Annotated in this window: 14 protein-coding genes and 1 tRNA gene; 12 read left to right on the top strand and 3 right to left on the bottom strand. The window is 33.4% G+C overall.

What is annotated here, in order from left to right; all coding sequences use genetic code 11:
- Positions 1-8: 8 nt before the first annotated feature.
- From galU to FHQ18_RS04395, 8 genes are all read left to right on the top strand, one after another.
- On the top strand, positions 9-875 hold the full coding sequence (gene galU / locus FHQ18_RS04430) for a UTP--glucose-1-phosphate uridylyltransferase GalU (RefSeq protein WP_149265966.1): 867 nt from the start codon (positions 9-11) through the stop codon (positions 873-875).
- 10 nt (positions 876-885) lie between these two features.
- Positions 886-1,302: an Hsp20/alpha crystallin family protein gene (locus tag FHQ18_RS04425; protein WP_149265965.1), complete on the top strand. Its 417-nt coding sequence runs from the start codon at positions 886-888 to the stop codon at positions 1,300-1,302.
- Positions 1,302-3,635, top strand: a complete 2,334-nt coding sequence (gene lon, locus FHQ18_RS04420; protein WP_149265964.1) for an endopeptidase La — start codon at positions 1,302-1,304, stop codon at positions 3,633-3,635. Before FHQ18_RS04425 ends, lon begins: the two co-directional genes overlap by 1 nt.
- Before the next feature lie 30 nt (positions 3,636-3,665).
- Complete coding sequence (locus tag FHQ18_RS04415) at positions 3,666-4,091, top strand: DUF2062 domain-containing protein (RefSeq protein WP_149265963.1); 426 nt, start codon at positions 3,666-3,668, stop codon at positions 4,089-4,091.
- Position 4,092: 1 nt separating this feature from the next.
- The gene (locus FHQ18_RS04410) at positions 4,093-4,977 is read left to right on the top strand and encodes a P-loop NTPase (RefSeq protein WP_149265962.1); all 885 of its coding nucleotides are present in this window, start codon (positions 4,093-4,095) and stop codon (positions 4,975-4,977) included.
- An 8-nt stretch (positions 4,978-4,985) separates the two neighbouring features.
- The gene (locus FHQ18_RS04405) at positions 4,986-6,710 is read left to right on the top strand and encodes a chemotaxis protein CheW (RefSeq protein WP_149265961.1); all 1,725 of its coding nucleotides are present in this window, start codon (positions 4,986-4,988) and stop codon (positions 6,708-6,710) included.
- Between the two features lie 29 nt (positions 6,711-6,739).
- Positions 6,740-6,811: transfer RNA gene (locus FHQ18_RS04400), tRNA-Val, on the top strand.
- Positions 6,812-6,828: 17 nt separating this feature from the next.
- Positions 6,829-7,188 carry a cupin domain-containing protein gene (locus FHQ18_RS04395; protein WP_149265960.1) on the top strand — a complete coding sequence of 120 codons (360 nt, stop codon included), beginning with the start codon at positions 6,829-6,831 and terminating at the stop codon, positions 7,186-7,188.
- Here the strand turns inward: FHQ18_RS04395 and FHQ18_RS04390 are convergent.
- The 3 genes from FHQ18_RS04390 to FHQ18_RS04380 are packed head-to-tail and all read right to left on the bottom strand — an operon-like array spanning position 7,181 to position 10,684.
- Complete coding sequence (locus FHQ18_RS04390) at positions 7,181-9,037, bottom strand: aldehyde ferredoxin oxidoreductase family protein (protein WP_149265959.1); 1,857 nt, start codon at positions 9,035-9,037, stop codon at positions 7,181-7,183. The genes FHQ18_RS04395 and FHQ18_RS04390 overlap by 8 nt on opposite strands.
- A complete protein-coding gene (locus FHQ18_RS04385; protein WP_149265958.1) occupies positions 9,034-10,209 on the bottom strand; it encodes an iron-containing alcohol dehydrogenase in 1,176 nt (391 codons plus the stop codon). The genes FHQ18_RS04390 and FHQ18_RS04385 overlap by 4 nt, the downstream gene beginning before the upstream one ends.
- Positions 10,210-10,213: 4 nt before the next feature.
- Positions 10,214-10,684 (bottom strand): hypothetical protein, encoded by a 471-nt coding sequence (locus tag FHQ18_RS04380; RefSeq protein WP_149265957.1) that lies wholly within the window; start codon positions 10,682-10,684, stop codon positions 10,214-10,216.
- A 339-nt stretch (positions 10,685-11,023) separates the two neighbouring features.
- Here FHQ18_RS04380 and FHQ18_RS04375 point away from each other — a divergent pair, with 339 nt between their 5' ends.
- From FHQ18_RS04375 to FHQ18_RS04360, 4 genes are read left to right on the top strand one after another with little or no spacing between them, the layout of a single operon-like run.
- Positions 11,024-11,515: a GerMN domain-containing protein gene (locus FHQ18_RS04375; RefSeq protein ID WP_149265956.1), complete on the top strand. Its 492-nt coding sequence runs from the start codon at positions 11,024-11,026 to the stop codon at positions 11,513-11,515.
- On the top strand, positions 11,505-12,221 hold the full coding sequence (gene rph, locus FHQ18_RS04370) for a ribonuclease PH (protein WP_149265955.1): 717 nt from the start codon (positions 11,505-11,507) through the stop codon (positions 12,219-12,221). Before FHQ18_RS04375 ends, rph begins: the two co-directional genes overlap by 11 nt.
- Positions 12,218-12,805, top strand: a complete 588-nt coding sequence (locus FHQ18_RS04365) for an XTP/dITP diphosphatase (RefSeq protein ID WP_149265954.1) — start codon at positions 12,218-12,220, stop codon at positions 12,803-12,805. The genes rph and FHQ18_RS04365 overlap by 4 nt, the downstream gene beginning before the upstream one ends.
- Positions 12,795-14,615, top strand: coding sequence for a transglycosylase domain-containing protein (locus tag FHQ18_RS04360; RefSeq protein ID WP_149265953.1), 1,821 nt, complete (start codon positions 12,795-12,797; stop codon positions 14,613-14,615). The genes FHQ18_RS04365 and FHQ18_RS04360 overlap by 11 nt, the downstream gene beginning before the upstream one ends.
- Positions 14,616-14,619 lie beyond the last annotated feature (4 nt).

Raw genomic sequence — 14,619 nt, 5'->3', positions numbered from 1 at the left:
GGGAATAAATGAAAAAAATAAGAAAAGCAGTATTGCCTGTTGCAGGATTTGGGACGAGGATGTTGCCAGCTTCTAAGGCTATTCCTAAGGAGATGATCACACTTGTTGACAAACCTCTTATTCAGTATGCAGTGGAGGAGGCTATTAATTCTGGTATTGAAACCATTATATTTGTAACATCAAGGCATAAAAAACCTATAGAGGATCATTTTGATAGATTTTTTGATCTTGAAGAAACTTTGAGTAGGAGTGGTAAAGAGGAGGAGTTGAAAAAAATAATGTATCTTGCAAATTGCTGCGAGTTTATATCAGTGAGACAGAAGGAGCAGAGAGGACTTGGTGATGCAGTTTACTGTGCTAAGAGTATAGTGGGGGATGAGCCTTTTGCAGTAATTTTGCCAGATGATGTGATTTTGAGTAAAGAGCCAGTAATTGGACAACTTATTGAACAGTATAATGAAATGGGGGGGAGTGTAATAGCTTTGCAGGAAGTAGCACCAGAAAATACATCGAAATACGGTATTGTATCTATTGAAGAAGAAATAAATGATAGACTCTTCAAGCTTAATGATATGGTGGAAAAGCCTAGAGAGAATCCTCCTTCAAATTTTGCAATTATTGGTAGATACGTTTTAACGAGTGCTGTGATGGAAAATATTGGTAACATTGAAAGCGGGGCCTTAGGTGAGATACAGTTGACTGATGCCATAAAAAAAGAAGCTGAAAAGGGACTGGTTTATGGCTATAAATTTAAAGGGGAAAGGTTTGACTGTGGTAATGTAAAAGGCTATATTGAAGCAACGCTTAATTTTGCATTGGAAAGAGATGATTTGAGAGATTATGTAGTAGAGTTGATAAAAAATAAATTTATATGAGGATATTTAAATGGGCAATGATCCTGTAACAAGGTTTAGATTAATTCATGGTATTTTAAGTAGAGAACTGAATGACATGTTTGAATTATTGGATAGGATATTGAGCAAAAAATCTGTATTTGAGAGTAACTACCCTCTTATGGATGTTTTTGTGTATAGTGATGAAATTAAAGTTTTGGTGGATTTGCCGGGTGTCAAACTTGAAGATTTTAAAGTGTATCTTTATGAAAATAATTTGATATTAGAGGGATATAAATCAGATATCAAATATGATCAAAAAGTTACATATTTCCGTATGGAAAGAGATTTTTTCCCTTTTAGACGAGCAATATCTTTGCCTGAGGATATTGATGAAGATAATGTTAAGGCAGCGTTAAAAGATGGTGTTTTAGAGATTATTATTAATAGAAAAAAGAGGGAGGAATGATGGAAAATTTAGAACATGAAATAAATATACCTGAAGAGTTACCTTTATTGCCTTTAAGAGATATTGTTATTTTCCCTTATATGGTCTTACCACTTTTTGTGGGTAGAGAATCAAGTATTGCTGCCATAGATGATGCTCTGAACAAAGATAGGTTAATATTTTTAGCAGCTCAAAAAGATGCAATGATTGAATCCCCAAAAGAGGATGACATATACAGAGTTGGTTGTGTTGCAATGATACTGAGAATGTTAAAACTTCCTGATGGCAGAGTAAAAATTCTTGTTCAGGGGTTAAAAAGAGGAAGTATTGAAGAGTATGTTTCAAAGGAGCCTTATTACAAGGTAAAAGTTAGGCCAATTAGTGAGATAGAAGTAGAAAAAGATTTAAATGTGGAAGCATTAACTCGTTATGTTAAGGATCAAATTGGTAGGGCTGTTAGCCTTGGTAAACCGATGCTTCCAGATTTGCTTGCTATTATTGATAGTATAGATGATCCGGGAAAGCTTGCGGATATAATTGTAGCTAATATTGGATTGAAAATAAATGAAGCACAAGAAGTTTTAGAAATACAAAATCCAGTTGAACGATTAAAAAAAGTTTCTGATTCTCTGAATAGAGAGATTGCAATACTTGAGGTTCAACAAAAAATTCTAAATGATGCAAGAGGGGAAATTGATAAGAGTCAACGTGAATATTTCTTAAAAGAACAATTGAAAGCTATAAGAAGAGAGCTTGGTGAAGAAGATGATTTTCAAAAGGAGATAGAAGAGTTTGAGAAGAGTATCAAAAAAGCAAAGATGCCCAAAAAGGTTAAGGAAGAGGCTGAAAAACAGCTTGATAGATTGTCAAAAATGCATCCTGACTCAGCTGAAGCAACCGTTGTGAGGACTTATCTTGAGTGGCTTGTGGAGTTGCCTTGGAGTAAAAGCAGTAAAGATAAATTAGATTTAAAACGTGCAAAGCAAATACTTGATGAAGATCATTACGGATTGAAAGAGGTTAAAGAGAGGATCTTGGAGTTTTTAGCTGTTCGCAAGCTCAATCCTAATATGAAAAGTCCAATACTTTGTTTTATAGGACCTCCAGGAGTAGGTAAAACCTCCCTTGGTAAATCCATAGCAAGAGCGATGGGGAGGAAGTTTCATAGGATTTCCCTTGGTGGAATGAGGGATGAGGCAGAGATTAGAGGGCATAGAAGGACCTACATTGGGGCAATGCCTGGTAAAATTATTCAGGGGATAAAGAATTGCGGCACTAATAACCCTGTTTTTATGCTTGATGAAATAGATAAAATAGGGATGGATTTCAGAGGTGATCCTTCTTCTGCATTACTTGAAGTTTTAGATCCTGAGCAGAATCATGCTTTTGTGGATCATTATATTGGTGTGCCATTTGATTTGTCTAAAGTACTATTTATTACCACTGCTAATTATTTGGATCCTATTCCTCCAGCGTTGAAAGATAGAATGGAGATAATATATTTGCCTGGTTATACTGAAGAAGAAAAGGTAAAGATTGCTGAGAAGTATTTGATTCCTCGTCAAATTGTTGAAAATGGATTAAAACCTAAACAGATTAAATTTACTAAAGCAGCTGTAGATAAGATAATTTCTGGATATACAAGAGAATCTGGCCTGAGAAACCTTGAGAGATTAATAGGAAAAATTTGTAGAAAAGCAGCAAAACAGTATGCTGAAGGGAAAAAGGATAAATTTTTAATAACAGAAGCAGTTCTTCAAAAATATCTTGGTCCCGTTAAATACTTAGCTGAAGATGAGTTGAAAGAAAATGAAGTAGGTATTGTAACAGGTCTTGCCTGGACTCCATTTGGTGGAGAAATACTGTTTGTTGAATGCACTAAGTATAAAGGTAAAGGTAACCTCATACTTACAGGTCAGTTAGGTGATGTGATGAAAGAGTCGGCAAGAGCGGCGCTAACTCATGTTAGGTCTATTGCCTCAAAGTATGGAATAGATGAGACAATATTTGACCAATATGATATACATATACATGTACCTGCCGGTGCAATACCGAAAGATGGCCCTTCTGCAGGTATAACAATTGCAACGGCTATTTATTCTGTGTTTAAAGAAGTAAAAGTAAAAAAAGATGTAGCATTGACAGGTGAAATTACCATTACAGGTAAGGTGTTGCCGATAGGTGGGATAAAAGAAAAACTTTTGGCAGCAAAAAGACACAATATTAAAACAGTATTATTACCTAAAAAGAATGAAAAAGATTTGGTAGAATTGCCGAAGGATATAAGAAAATCATTAAAAATGGTATTTGTGGAAAAGTTTGATGATATTTTGAAAATTGCTGTTGAAGACTAATTTTTGTAAATGATTGTTTAAGAGGGTAATATTAAACTTCGGGATAAGTTAAAAAAACTGTTAGAAATAGATAGGTCTGCGAATGTTGTTGCGTTGTCTGCTGCTATTGGTACATTTATAGGTATTTCACCTTACTTTGGCCTTCATACAGTTTTAGGTATAGTGGTTTCTTATGTTTTTAATTTGCCTATTTATCCAGTTATTCTAGGTGTTTATATTACTAATCCAATCACGATTTTATTTATTTATGCTTTTTGTTATAAAGTGGGATTAATTTTAACCGATATAAAAGTTAATATATCAATAGATTGGAAGCATTTAACTTTTCATGATATGTTTAATAACGTGAAAGAAATATTTATACCTTTTTTCGTGGGTACTCATGTTGTCGGCATAGTAGCTGCTTTTATAGTGTATATATGTGTGTTTTATATAGTAAAAAAATATAGAAGATAGAATGGCACAAATTATATCTGTTGCTAGTGGAAAAGGTGGTGTTGGTAAAAGCTTTTTTTCTGCTAACCTTGCTATTTCTTTGAAAAACAAAGGGAATAATGTTTTACTGGTCGATGGAGATTTAGGAGGTGCAAATCTACATAATTTTGTAGGATTAAAAACTGCAGGGGTGGGAATATACAATTTTTTAAAAGAAAAATATAAATTAGAAGAAATAATTATAGATACTCCTGCTGGGGTAAAATTTATTGGTGGTGCCAGTGATATCCTTGGAATGGCACATATATCAAATTATGAAAAACTAAAGCTTGTTAATAACTTGAAAAGAACGAATTTTGATTATGTTATATTGGATTTAGGAGCTGGTACAAGCTATAATATGTTGGATTTTTTCAACTATTCTGAAAAAAAAGTTGTTATTATGAACAGCGAACCTACATCAATTGAGAATTCTTATGGATTTATAAAGATTGCTTTATATAGGCTTATTGAAAGAAGTTTAAAAAATAATCCTTTGCTTGAAAAAGTATTAAAACGCTTAAGAAGTAGAAGTATGAATTATAAGAAAGTTACTGATATAATCGATGATTTAAAAATGTATGATTCTAAATCTATTCCTGAAGTAGTCGATATAATAAATAACTACAAAGTGGGATTAGTCTTGAATATGTTGAAGTTTAAAAAAGAATTGAATGTTTTTTATGGTTTTGAAAATGTAGCTAATAAATATCTTGGGATTAAAGTTGAAAAGCTTGGTTTTATACCATACGATATAAGTATACCGGAAAGTTTAAAAAGGCTGGAACTTTTTTATACCAGCACTAATGAAAATTTTATAACCGAATGTATTGATGATATTGCAAAGAATGTATTGAATAAGTTGTGAGGTGTAAAATGTGTCCGGAACAGGTAAGCCAAAATGATTTTGAAGAAATTGTAAAAGAAGAAGATATTATACAACTTGTTGGTTTTAAACTGGGGGATGAGGAATACGCTATAGATATATTGAAAGTTCAAGAGATTATCAGAATGGTTGAAATTACTTCTGTTCCAAGAGTGGATCATTTTGTTCTTGGGGTAATGAATTTAAGAGGTAAAGTTATTCCTGTAGTGGATTTAAGATTGAGATTTAATCTTGATAAAAGCGATTTTGATAAAAACACAAGGATAATTGTTGTTAATTTTGAGAAGGAAAGTATTGGGTTTGTTGTAGATGAAGTTACTGAAGTGATGAGAATTACTAAAAGTATTGTAGAGCCTACACCCCCTTTGGTGGGGTCAGTGGGGCAAGAATATATTCTTGGTATTTGTAAATATAATGAACGTTTAATAATACTGCTTGATATCGATAGAGTTATTTTTGGAGAAGGGAAATATGATGATAGTGAGTTAAAGAAAAAGTTTTTTACTAAGCCTGAAAGTGTGGGTGCTTCTCAATTTGTTGAATCAGATAGGGATGTTGAAGAAACTGTTGTAAATGATAGCAAAGTTGATATTAGCATTGAAAAAGAATCAAAACAACCTGAGAAAGAAGCTATAGAAAAAGATGAAGTGAAAGAAGCTGAGTTAGATTATGTAAATGAAAATATGATTGGGGTAGAGGAAAGCTCTGAAAAAATAGAAGAAGATGTAACAATATCTCAGACTGAAGAAATTGGCGTTGAAGATATTGATGACATAGATGCTTTGATTGCACAAGAATTGGCTAAGCGTGAGAAAGAAACTGAAGAGTTGATTAAAAAGAAAAAAGCGAGATTACCAGATACTCAAGAAGTTTTGGAGGATGCATTAAAACAAAGTGAAGAAGTGTTGGGTAATGAAGAAGAATATGTATCACAAGATGATCTCGATGCTTTGATTGCTCAAGAGTTAGCCAAACGAGAAAAAGAAACAGAAGAATTAATAAAAAGAAAAAAAGAAAAAAAAAATTTAAATGATGAAGATAGTTGTGAAAGTAATGTAGTAGATGAAGTTGAAAGTTTTGCAGATAAAGATTTGGATTCTAAAAATTCTGATTCAATAATAATTGAAAGAGATTCGTTAGAAGAATTAAAAAGTATAGCCGAAAAAATTATAAATGGTGAGACAGCAGAGCTTGATATTGATATAAAAGGTGAAATAGGTGAATTATTGAAATTACTTGTAGAAACTAAAAGAAAAGTGGACGAAGTAGAGCCCACTGTAGATGATTCATCTAGACGGATCCCTTCAGTAAAAGATTCCCTTGATGATGTAACCGAAAGGGCTGAAAATGCTGCATTTAACCTAATGAACAATGTTGAAAAAATGTTATCAGTATATAAGTCTATTGAAGATGATCTAAGTAGTCTGGAGAAATACATATCTAGTGCTGATAAAAATTCAGCACTATCCCAAATTGAAAACATAGAAAAGAGATTGGCTGAACTTGATAATATGGGATTTGAAATGTTGAATTCGCTTGAGTTCCAGGATATTACAGAGCAGAAAATAAGGAAAATTATAAGCTATACTGAAGAGATTGGTGCAAAATTTGGAGCAATTTTAGGGTATATGAAAGTAAAGCAGATGCAAGGTGAACAGTTTAGTGTTAGTCAGGAAGAAGTAGATAAGTTGTTGAGTGATTTTGGGTTGAATTAGTAAATTTTTTTAGCTATTTATATTTACATAGGCGCGTAGCTCAGTGGGAGAGCACTGCGTTGACGTCGCAGGAGTCGGCGGTTCAATCCCGCCCGCGCCTATTTGTTGGGGGAAAATTATGGAAGTTATTAAATATCACAAAGCTGAAAGTTATGAGCCTGAGAAAAATTGGAAGCGTGTAAGTCTTTGTAATCAAAAAGATATATCCATTGAATATTTTATAAAGCCTCCAAAACACTCTTCTCCAAAACATAAGCATCCAAATGCTCAGGTGTTGATTGTATTAGAAGGTAAGCTTGCTGTGTGGACTGAAAAGGATGGAGAAGTGATACTCGATAAGTATGATACAGTGTATATTGAAGGGGATGAAGAGCATATTGTAACAAATCCCCTTGATGAACCCTCAGTGGGAATTGATATTTTTGTCCCAGGCAGATCCTTTGATTTTTGGCTTAAAAGAAAAGAGTTGCTCAAATAATTTGTAATTTTTTTAGTAATTTTTCCGTTGGTTTACCGTTTTTATCGTATCCTCTTTTTTTATAATAAGCTTTTAACATTTTATCGATGGGCGGAAGTTTTTGTTTTTTATCTGACTGTCTTGACTTTGAAATTAATCTTGCAGGAAGTATATCATCATTTCTAGATACTCCAAGGAGACAGTTCATATATCTTTCAAGAACATGTATTCTTTCTCCTGCGGTAATAAATTCTTTAGCTGTTATATTTAGTCCTGTTACTGCCACCCACATTTTGTGATAAAGAGAGAAATCAACCAACGATATGGCAATTTTTGGGAAATTTGTCATGATAAATTTTAAGAGAAAATGCGGAGTATATTTTGTTAGTGGTGCTTCAAAAAGATATGCAAAAGCAGTGAAAAGACATGTTTGTAGTGAATTGATACAATTAAAAAGGTTTTCAAAAAAGATTGTGTAATCAGCTTTCCCTTTTTCACTGTAGGGGTTTAAGAGGTCAAAAATTATTTCAAGACCAACTGGATATGCAGATAGATGACAACCTCCTCTATTAGCAGTAGCAAAAGATAACGCCTGCCCAAAGGCTGCTCTGGGATCATAACCTGAAATTTCGAGCCCTTTGATATGGATGGCAAATTCATTCCCACCGTGTTCTTCGGCAAGCCTTTTTACCCCTTCTGCAAGTTTATCTCCAATATCCACTCTATGAGCAATCTTAAGAATTGTATCAGCAATGTTGTCTTCTTTTCCAAATGTTAATTCGCTTTTAAATATCCCTTTTTCATTAGCTTCCATAGCCCATGCAAGAGTACCGCCGAGAGAAATGGTATCTAATCCCATTTTAGAACATAAGTCGTTCCATTCTGCAATTTTTGCGGGATCAAAGATTCCGAGGTTGCTGCCAAGCAATGTAACTGTTTCGTATTCCGGTATGGCCATCTCTTTTCCATTAATGATACCTTTGTGTCCACAAAGTATGGAGCATGGTTTGCAGGTATGATGCTTTGAATGGAAAAGTTCTGCCATTTTTTCGCCGGAGAGGTTAACGGATTGGGGATCATAGCCGTCTCTAAAATTATATGCAGGCATTGCACCTTTTGGGTTTGTAAAATTTACATTTGAAGATGTGCCATAATTTCTATAGTTGTATGCTGTAAATTGATTTCTATTTATATAATTTAAACCTTTTTTTCGAAGTTTATCAAAAAGTACTTTATTTTTAGGCAATATCTTATACTCACCTTTTTTAGCAACAATCCCTTTTAGATTTTTAGAACCGAATACTGCGCCGAATCCGCATCTACCAAGAAATCTGTGTCTAGAAATTACGTTCGCATATCTTACAAGATGTTCTCCTGCAGGGCCAATGGCTAAAATACCATCGCCATATTTGCTGAGATAATCTTGTGTGTGGTGAGTATCTTTTCCCCATATTTCAGAAGCCGATTCAAATGTAACGCCTTTTTCATCAATTACTAAAAAGGTAGGGTTTTCAGCTTTACCTTTAATTATCAGTGCATCAAAGCCGTTTTTTTTAAGAGACATGCCAAATGGACCACCACAAGATGATGTGCCGATAATCCCGGTAAGAGGAGAGATGGTGATTGCATGAAATCTTCCAGAGCAAGGCGCATTTGTACCCATTAAAATACCAGGCATTATTACTATAATGTTTTCGGGAGAGAGTGGATCGATTTTACCGGGAAAATTGTCGTAAAATAATTTTAAACCTAACCCTTTTGCACCTAGGTATTTTATTCTATCTTCCATTGGTATTTGAGAGATTTCAAAACTCTTGTTGGTAAGGTCTATAGTAAGCAGCTTATTAGAGAAGCCTTCAACCACTTTCATTCGTATGCCTCATTAAGTAATTGTAGTATGTTATTTTTGTCGGCATATACAGGGGAGAATGTAATTGCACCGTCATTTAAGGATAATTCAGCAATTTTATTAAAATCCTCTTTTTTTACACCTGCCTCTTTCAGTGTAATTGGTAATCCGGTTTTTTCGTTTAATGTCTTTAATAAATCTTTAATAATTTTGATTGTATCACCGGATTTATCCTGCGAGCTAATAAAACTATTTTCATCTGAAAGAAAAAGCAAAAGGTTGCCAATATCTTCTTTTTTATTTTGAAGATAAAATTCAATTCCATGGGGTAACAATATTGCCATAGCAATGCCATGAGGGACCTTGGAAACTGCACCAACAGAATGTCCTATGGCGTGGATTATTCCTACCATAGAATTTGAGAAAGCTATCCCTGCACATGTGGATGCGACGGCAAGATTTAATCTCAAATATTTATCTTTTGGTTTTTCAATTACTTTCAGCAAATTTTGGCTGATTAGCTTGATGGCGGTTATGGAAAAAGAATCAGATATGGGATTTTTTTGTAAACACAAATATGCTTCAATGGCGTGGGTGAGTGCATCCATAGCTGTAGCTGCAGTTAGTTTTGGTGGTAAGGTTTCCGTCATTCTTGCATCCAAAATGGCTACATCAGGTAAAAGAAAATTGGAGGCAAAAGGGAGTTTTACCCCTCTTTTTTCATCGGATATCACAGCTACAAGGGTTGCTTCTGAACCTGTACCACTTGTGGTAGGTATGACAATCAAAGGTTTTGTTTTCTTATCTAATCTATCAGCACCAGCTAATTTTATAAGATCATTTTCATTATAACTGATAGCTATATTTGCGCCTTTAGCTGTATCAATAACTGATCCACCGCCAACTGCTATAAGACAATCGCATTGATACATTTTAAATTGGTTAGCAACATCCTTAACAGTTTCAAGGGATGAATCTGGTGGTACATTATCAAAGAGGTGGTAGTTAATATTTTGCTCAAAGAGTATCTTTTCAACAAGTTTTAAGAGCCCAGCTTGTTTAACTCCATAATCAGTAATGATAAGCGGATTTTTACAGTGCAATACTTCAAGCTCAAAGAGGAGATTGTCCAAAGCATCAAATCCGGCAAGAATCTTTGTGGGTGCATGGAATTCAAAATAATTATTTTTCATGGCATTATCCCTTAATTATTCCGTAAATGTATAGTTTTATTTTTAGCATATTGTTGATAGGCATAATATGCTTCATGATATTTTTACATATAAAAGCCGGAAAAAGATACCTTTGAACAATTATGGATATTCTTGTGAAAATAATCCCATATGTTATTAGCCCTTTTAAAATTATTCTTTTTTCAGCAAATGCTTTTTCGAGTCCTTTTTGAGCGGTGAATATCAAAAAAGCACTGTTAATATTTTTAAATTCAACAATTAAATCAGCAGATGATGTATCGATATTTTCCACAAATTTGTCGTTAACTTTCATAAGGGAAATCATGGGGGAAGTCATATTGTGTATTTTTAAGATTATTCGATAATTTTCGGGTAAATTACTCAATTCGTCTTTGATATTTTTGTCATGCTTTGAAAGAAATATTAGAGAACGCTTAAAGAAAAAAAACAGAATTTTTAAAAGAAACTTTTTCATCTAAAACACCTTTTTAGTATGGCAGAAAAATAATTCAACTAGCTTTTGATGTCAATTAAAATTTGAATGGCAATACATTATTTTTTGAAGCCAAAGTGTAGTAATACTTTGATAATATTAAAAATGCTGTGTAAGAAAGTGTTAAATAATTTTCTTGCTAATTATTGAAAGACATACTCTAATTCTGTAGAGATTTGCCTCGAAATCTCCCTATTTATGGCGATTTTTAACGAGATAAAAATGCTGTAAAAATAATTTAACATCTTTTTAAAATTTTAGAGTGACGTCAGAATAATAATAACATTGAAATTTTAAGGGTGATGTGGTAATTCTTATTTTATGAAAAGATTTTTATACCTGATAATTGGTTTTCTTGTTATTTTGTTTTTTTTATTTTCTATTAGAATTTATGATGCATATTTTATAGATATTGAAAGTAACAAGTTAATACCAAAAAAAGTTGTAGTGATAAACCCTTTTTATCAAAAAAATGTGTATGCATTTTTGCTTTTAAATAAACTAAAAGTGGAAAAAGGTGATCATACCATTTCAGCCGTAGGAGAATTTGTCAAGTTTCAAGATGTGAATATTAAAAACGGTTTCTGCAAAATACGTTTAAGTTTTTTAAAAGGGTTTCAAAATGGTAGTAATAGTGAGTATCTTTTTTTAAAATCCTTACTTAAAACTTTAAAATCCTTTGATAGTAACATAAAGGTATTTAAGATTGATGTTGTAAATAGTGAGGCATTTACACAAATAGATTATAATTGTGCTATGACATTAGAAAATGATGAAATAAAGATTATAGAAGGGAGTTGCGATGAGAAGTGATGGCAGAAGAAATGATGAAATGAGACTTATTAAAATAACTACTGATTATATAAGATATCCGGAGGGCTCGGTATTGATAGAGTTTGGTGAAACAAAGGTTATCTGTAATGCATCGGTAACCGATGGCGTACCTCCGTTTTTAAAAGGTTCTGGCACAGGTTGGGTAACGGCAGAGTATTCTATGCTTCCAAGAGCAACACATACAAGAAATGTGCGTGAGGCTCAAAAGGGTAAACTATCAGGAAGGACTCAAGAGATATCAAGACTTATAGGTAGGTCGTTGAGATCTGTGGTGGATATGACCAAACTTGGTGAGAGAACCGTGGTTATAGATTGTGATGTGATCCAGGCTGATGGCGGCACAAGAACAGCATCCATTTCAGGAGGTTTTGTGGCACTTTATTTAGCTTTTGAAAGACTCGTGGAAAGCGGGGAAATGGAAGAAAATCCTATTAATGATTTTGTGGCTGCTGTGAGTGTGGGGCTTGTAAATGATGAGGTAGTTTTGGATTTGAACTATGAAGAGGATTCTGCAGCTACAGTGGATATGAATGTAGTAGCTACAAGTAATGGTGAGATTATTGAAATTCAAGGGACAGGAGAAGAAAGACCTTTTGATAGAAAGTTGCTTGATAAAATGCTTGATACTGCATTCATTGGGATAAAAAATATTATATCTGCTCAAAAAGAGGCATTGAAAAAGTGAAGAAACTTTTTGTTGCAACAAAGAATAAGGGAAAATTGAAAGAGATTGCAGAAATATTAAAGCCTATAGAGGTGCTTTCTGCATTTGATGTTATTAATGAAAATGTTGATGTCGAAGAGAGTGGTGCTACATTTGAAGAAAATGCAAAACTAAAAGGTGAGACTTTATCAAAGTTTGTGGAAGGTTATATAATTGCAGATGATTCTGGGCTGGAAGTGGATGCACTTAATGGCGCACCTGGAGTGTTTTCTGCAAGATTTGCCGGAGAGAATGCAACTGATGAGGAGAATAACAGATTGCTACTTGATAAGTTAAAGGGTGTTCCTTTGGAGAAAAGGGGGGCAAAGTTTGTCTGCGTGATAGCCCTCTGCAAAGACGGAGAGACAGTTGCTACATTTAGAGGTGAATGTGAAGGCAGAATTGCATTTGAAATGAGGGGAAGTAACGGGTTTGGTTACGACCCTCTATTTTTGCTTTCAGATGGTAGAACAATGGCCGAGCTTGAAGCTGAAGAAAAAAATGAGATTAGTCATCGAAGAAAGGCTTTGGAGCAGTTAAAATTTTATCTGAATAATGAATTTTAAAATTATTGCTAAAAGTTTATTGTTTTTTTTGTTAATAGCTATCGCTATTTCTTTTTCTTTACTTGCTTTAAAAACTTATGAAGATTTTTTATTAGCTCGAATCGAAATTCCAAAACTAGCTCTTCAAAATGATTCTAAAACTACGACTTTGAAAATATTTGCTTCAAATGGAAATGTTATTTTTTCGGGGTATATGAATTTTGGTGGATTGATTAATATCAGTAAGGATTTCAAAGAGTTTGATAGGTTTTACAAAGATTACGTTGGTTTTATTGGAAAAGACCTTTTATTAAATAAATATTGGGATGAGTTTTATTCCAAAAATAAAAAATATATTTTGCATAATAAATATAAAGAGTTTTTAAAAAAACATTTTATCAGTCGTCTGTTAAAAGAGTATTCGTTAGAGAAAATTTATGAAATAGAATTAAACAACTATCTTTTTGCAAATGGGATCAAAGGGGTTAACGGATATTCAGTCAGTTTGTTTGGCAAAGATTTTAAAAATTTGTCCTATAAAGAGAAGGTTTTTCTGGTTTTTTGCGTGATTTATGATTTAAAAAATGCAGAGAGTAATTACCCTTTTTTATCAAAGATAGCAGATATTTTAAGCGGGGATGATGCTAGGGTAGAGTTTCATAAACCTAAAACATTGAAAAAATATCCGGATTATCTTGATGGTGTTTTGGCAGAATTAAAAAATTTAAATGTTGATTTGAAGAGTAAGAGTTATGTGGTTTATACAAATTTTGATGAGAAACTGTATAAAATGAGCAAAGAAATTATTAAAAATTCTTTGAGTAAATTTAAAGGTATTGAAGCTGGTTTTGTCCTGGTGGATTATTTTAGAAATGAAGTTGTGTCAGTTAACGGTTCCATACGGGATGATTTTTCAAAAAATAGAGCAGTAAATGTTAGAAGGGAAGTTGGGTCTATTTTTAAACCGATTACTTATCTTACAGCTTTTTATTATGGCTTTAGACCTTCTTACGTTTTGGAGGATAAGCCGTATAAATTCAAAGAAGGTAAGCAACTATATTCACCAAAAAACTTTAAAAACTATTTCATGGGTAAGACAAATATAAGAAACGGCCTGATTTATTCACTAAATAATCTTACCGTAAAACTTGCTGAAATTGTTGGTCTGGAAAGGGTGTCTAGGATAGCTACAAGATTGGGGTTTGAGGGTGTAAAGCCATTTCACGCTATGCCTCTTGGATCGATTCCGCAAACACCTTTGATAGTGGCAAAGGTTTACACTGCAATTGCAAATTATGGTAAAAAGTGTGAAATTACATTTATAAAGAAAATAGTAGATGATGATGGTGTGGTAATAGAACCTGATAAAAAGTGTAGACGGGTGGTGGATGAGACTTCTGCTTATCAGGTTTTGTTTTTGATGGAAAAAGTTGTGAAATATGGAACAGCCAGGAGGAAGGGGTTAATTCCAGGAACTGCCGGCAAGACCGGGACAAGCAACGATAGTAGAGATTGCTGGTTTGTGGGAATTTTCCCCCCTTATGTGGCGGTGTTGTGGGTGGGGTATGATGATTTTAGAACTGTTGGCGAAGATGCAACAGGAGGTAAAATTGCAGCTCCAATAATTGCAAAGATAGAGAAAAATTTGTTAAAGAACGTAAAAAAGGTGAGTTTTAAAGTGCCAAAGGGTGTTGCTCTTAAAAAAGTTGTGAGAAATGAGGATTTGCTTTATTCAGATAATTGTGGAAATTATTATTATGAAATGTTAAAAAAAGAAAATCTGCCGAGGAAATGTGCACAAGATTTAATGGTAAAAAGAGTAAAAAAATAGCGAT

Origin of the sequence: Deferribacter autotrophicus (assembly GCF_008362905.1) — a bacterium.
In the GTDB taxonomy this organism is placed as follows: domain Bacteria; phylum Chrysiogenota; class Deferribacteres; order Deferribacterales; family Deferribacteraceae; genus Deferribacter; species Deferribacter autotrophicus.
Note: the sequence above shows the minus strand (reverse complement) of the source record. Positions and strands in the feature narration are given on the sequence as shown.

What these genes read in the sequence shown, in the direction of transcription:
- galU (WP_149265966.1), top strand. Translation starts at nt 9, where the DNA reads ATGAAAAAAATAAGAAAAGCAGTATTGCCTGTTGCAGGATTTGGGACG.
- FHQ18_RS04425 (WP_149265965.1), top strand. Translation starts at nt 886, where the DNA reads ATGGGCAATGATCCTGTAACAAGGTTTAGATTAATTCATGGTATTTTA.
- lon (WP_149265964.1), top strand. Translation starts at nt 1,302, where the DNA reads ATGGAAAATTTAGAACATGAAATAAATATACCTGAAGAGTTACCTTTA.
- FHQ18_RS04410 (WP_149265962.1), top strand. Translation starts at nt 4,093, where the DNA reads ATGGCACAAATTATATCTGTTGCTAGTGGAAAAGGTGGTGTTGGTAAA.
- FHQ18_RS04405 (WP_149265961.1), top strand. Translation starts at nt 4,986, where the DNA reads ATGTGTCCGGAACAGGTAAGCCAAAATGATTTTGAAGAAATTGTAAAA.
- FHQ18_RS04395 (WP_149265960.1), top strand. Translation starts at nt 6,829, where the DNA reads ATGGAAGTTATTAAATATCACAAAGCTGAAAGTTATGAGCCTGAGAAA.
- FHQ18_RS04390 (WP_149265959.1), bottom strand. Translation starts at nt 9,037, where the DNA reads ATGAAAGTGGTTGAAGGCTTCTCTAATAAGCTGCTTACTATAGACCTT.
- FHQ18_RS04385 (WP_149265958.1), bottom strand. Translation starts at nt 10,209, where the DNA reads ATGAAAAATAATTATTTTGAATTCCATGCACCCACAAAGATTCTTGCC.
- FHQ18_RS04380 (WP_149265957.1), bottom strand. Translation starts at nt 10,684, where the DNA reads ATGAAAAAGTTTCTTTTAAAAATTCTGTTTTTTTTCTTTAAGCGTTCT.
- FHQ18_RS04375 (WP_149265956.1), top strand. Translation starts at nt 11,024, where the DNA reads ATGAAAAGATTTTTATACCTGATAATTGGTTTTCTTGTTATTTTGTTT.
- rph (WP_149265955.1), top strand. Translation starts at nt 11,505, where the DNA reads ATGAGAAGTGATGGCAGAAGAAATGATGAAATGAGACTTATTAAAATA.
- FHQ18_RS04360 (WP_149265953.1), top strand. Translation starts at nt 12,795, where the DNA reads ATGAATTTTAAAATTATTGCTAAAAGTTTATTGTTTTTTTTGTTAATA.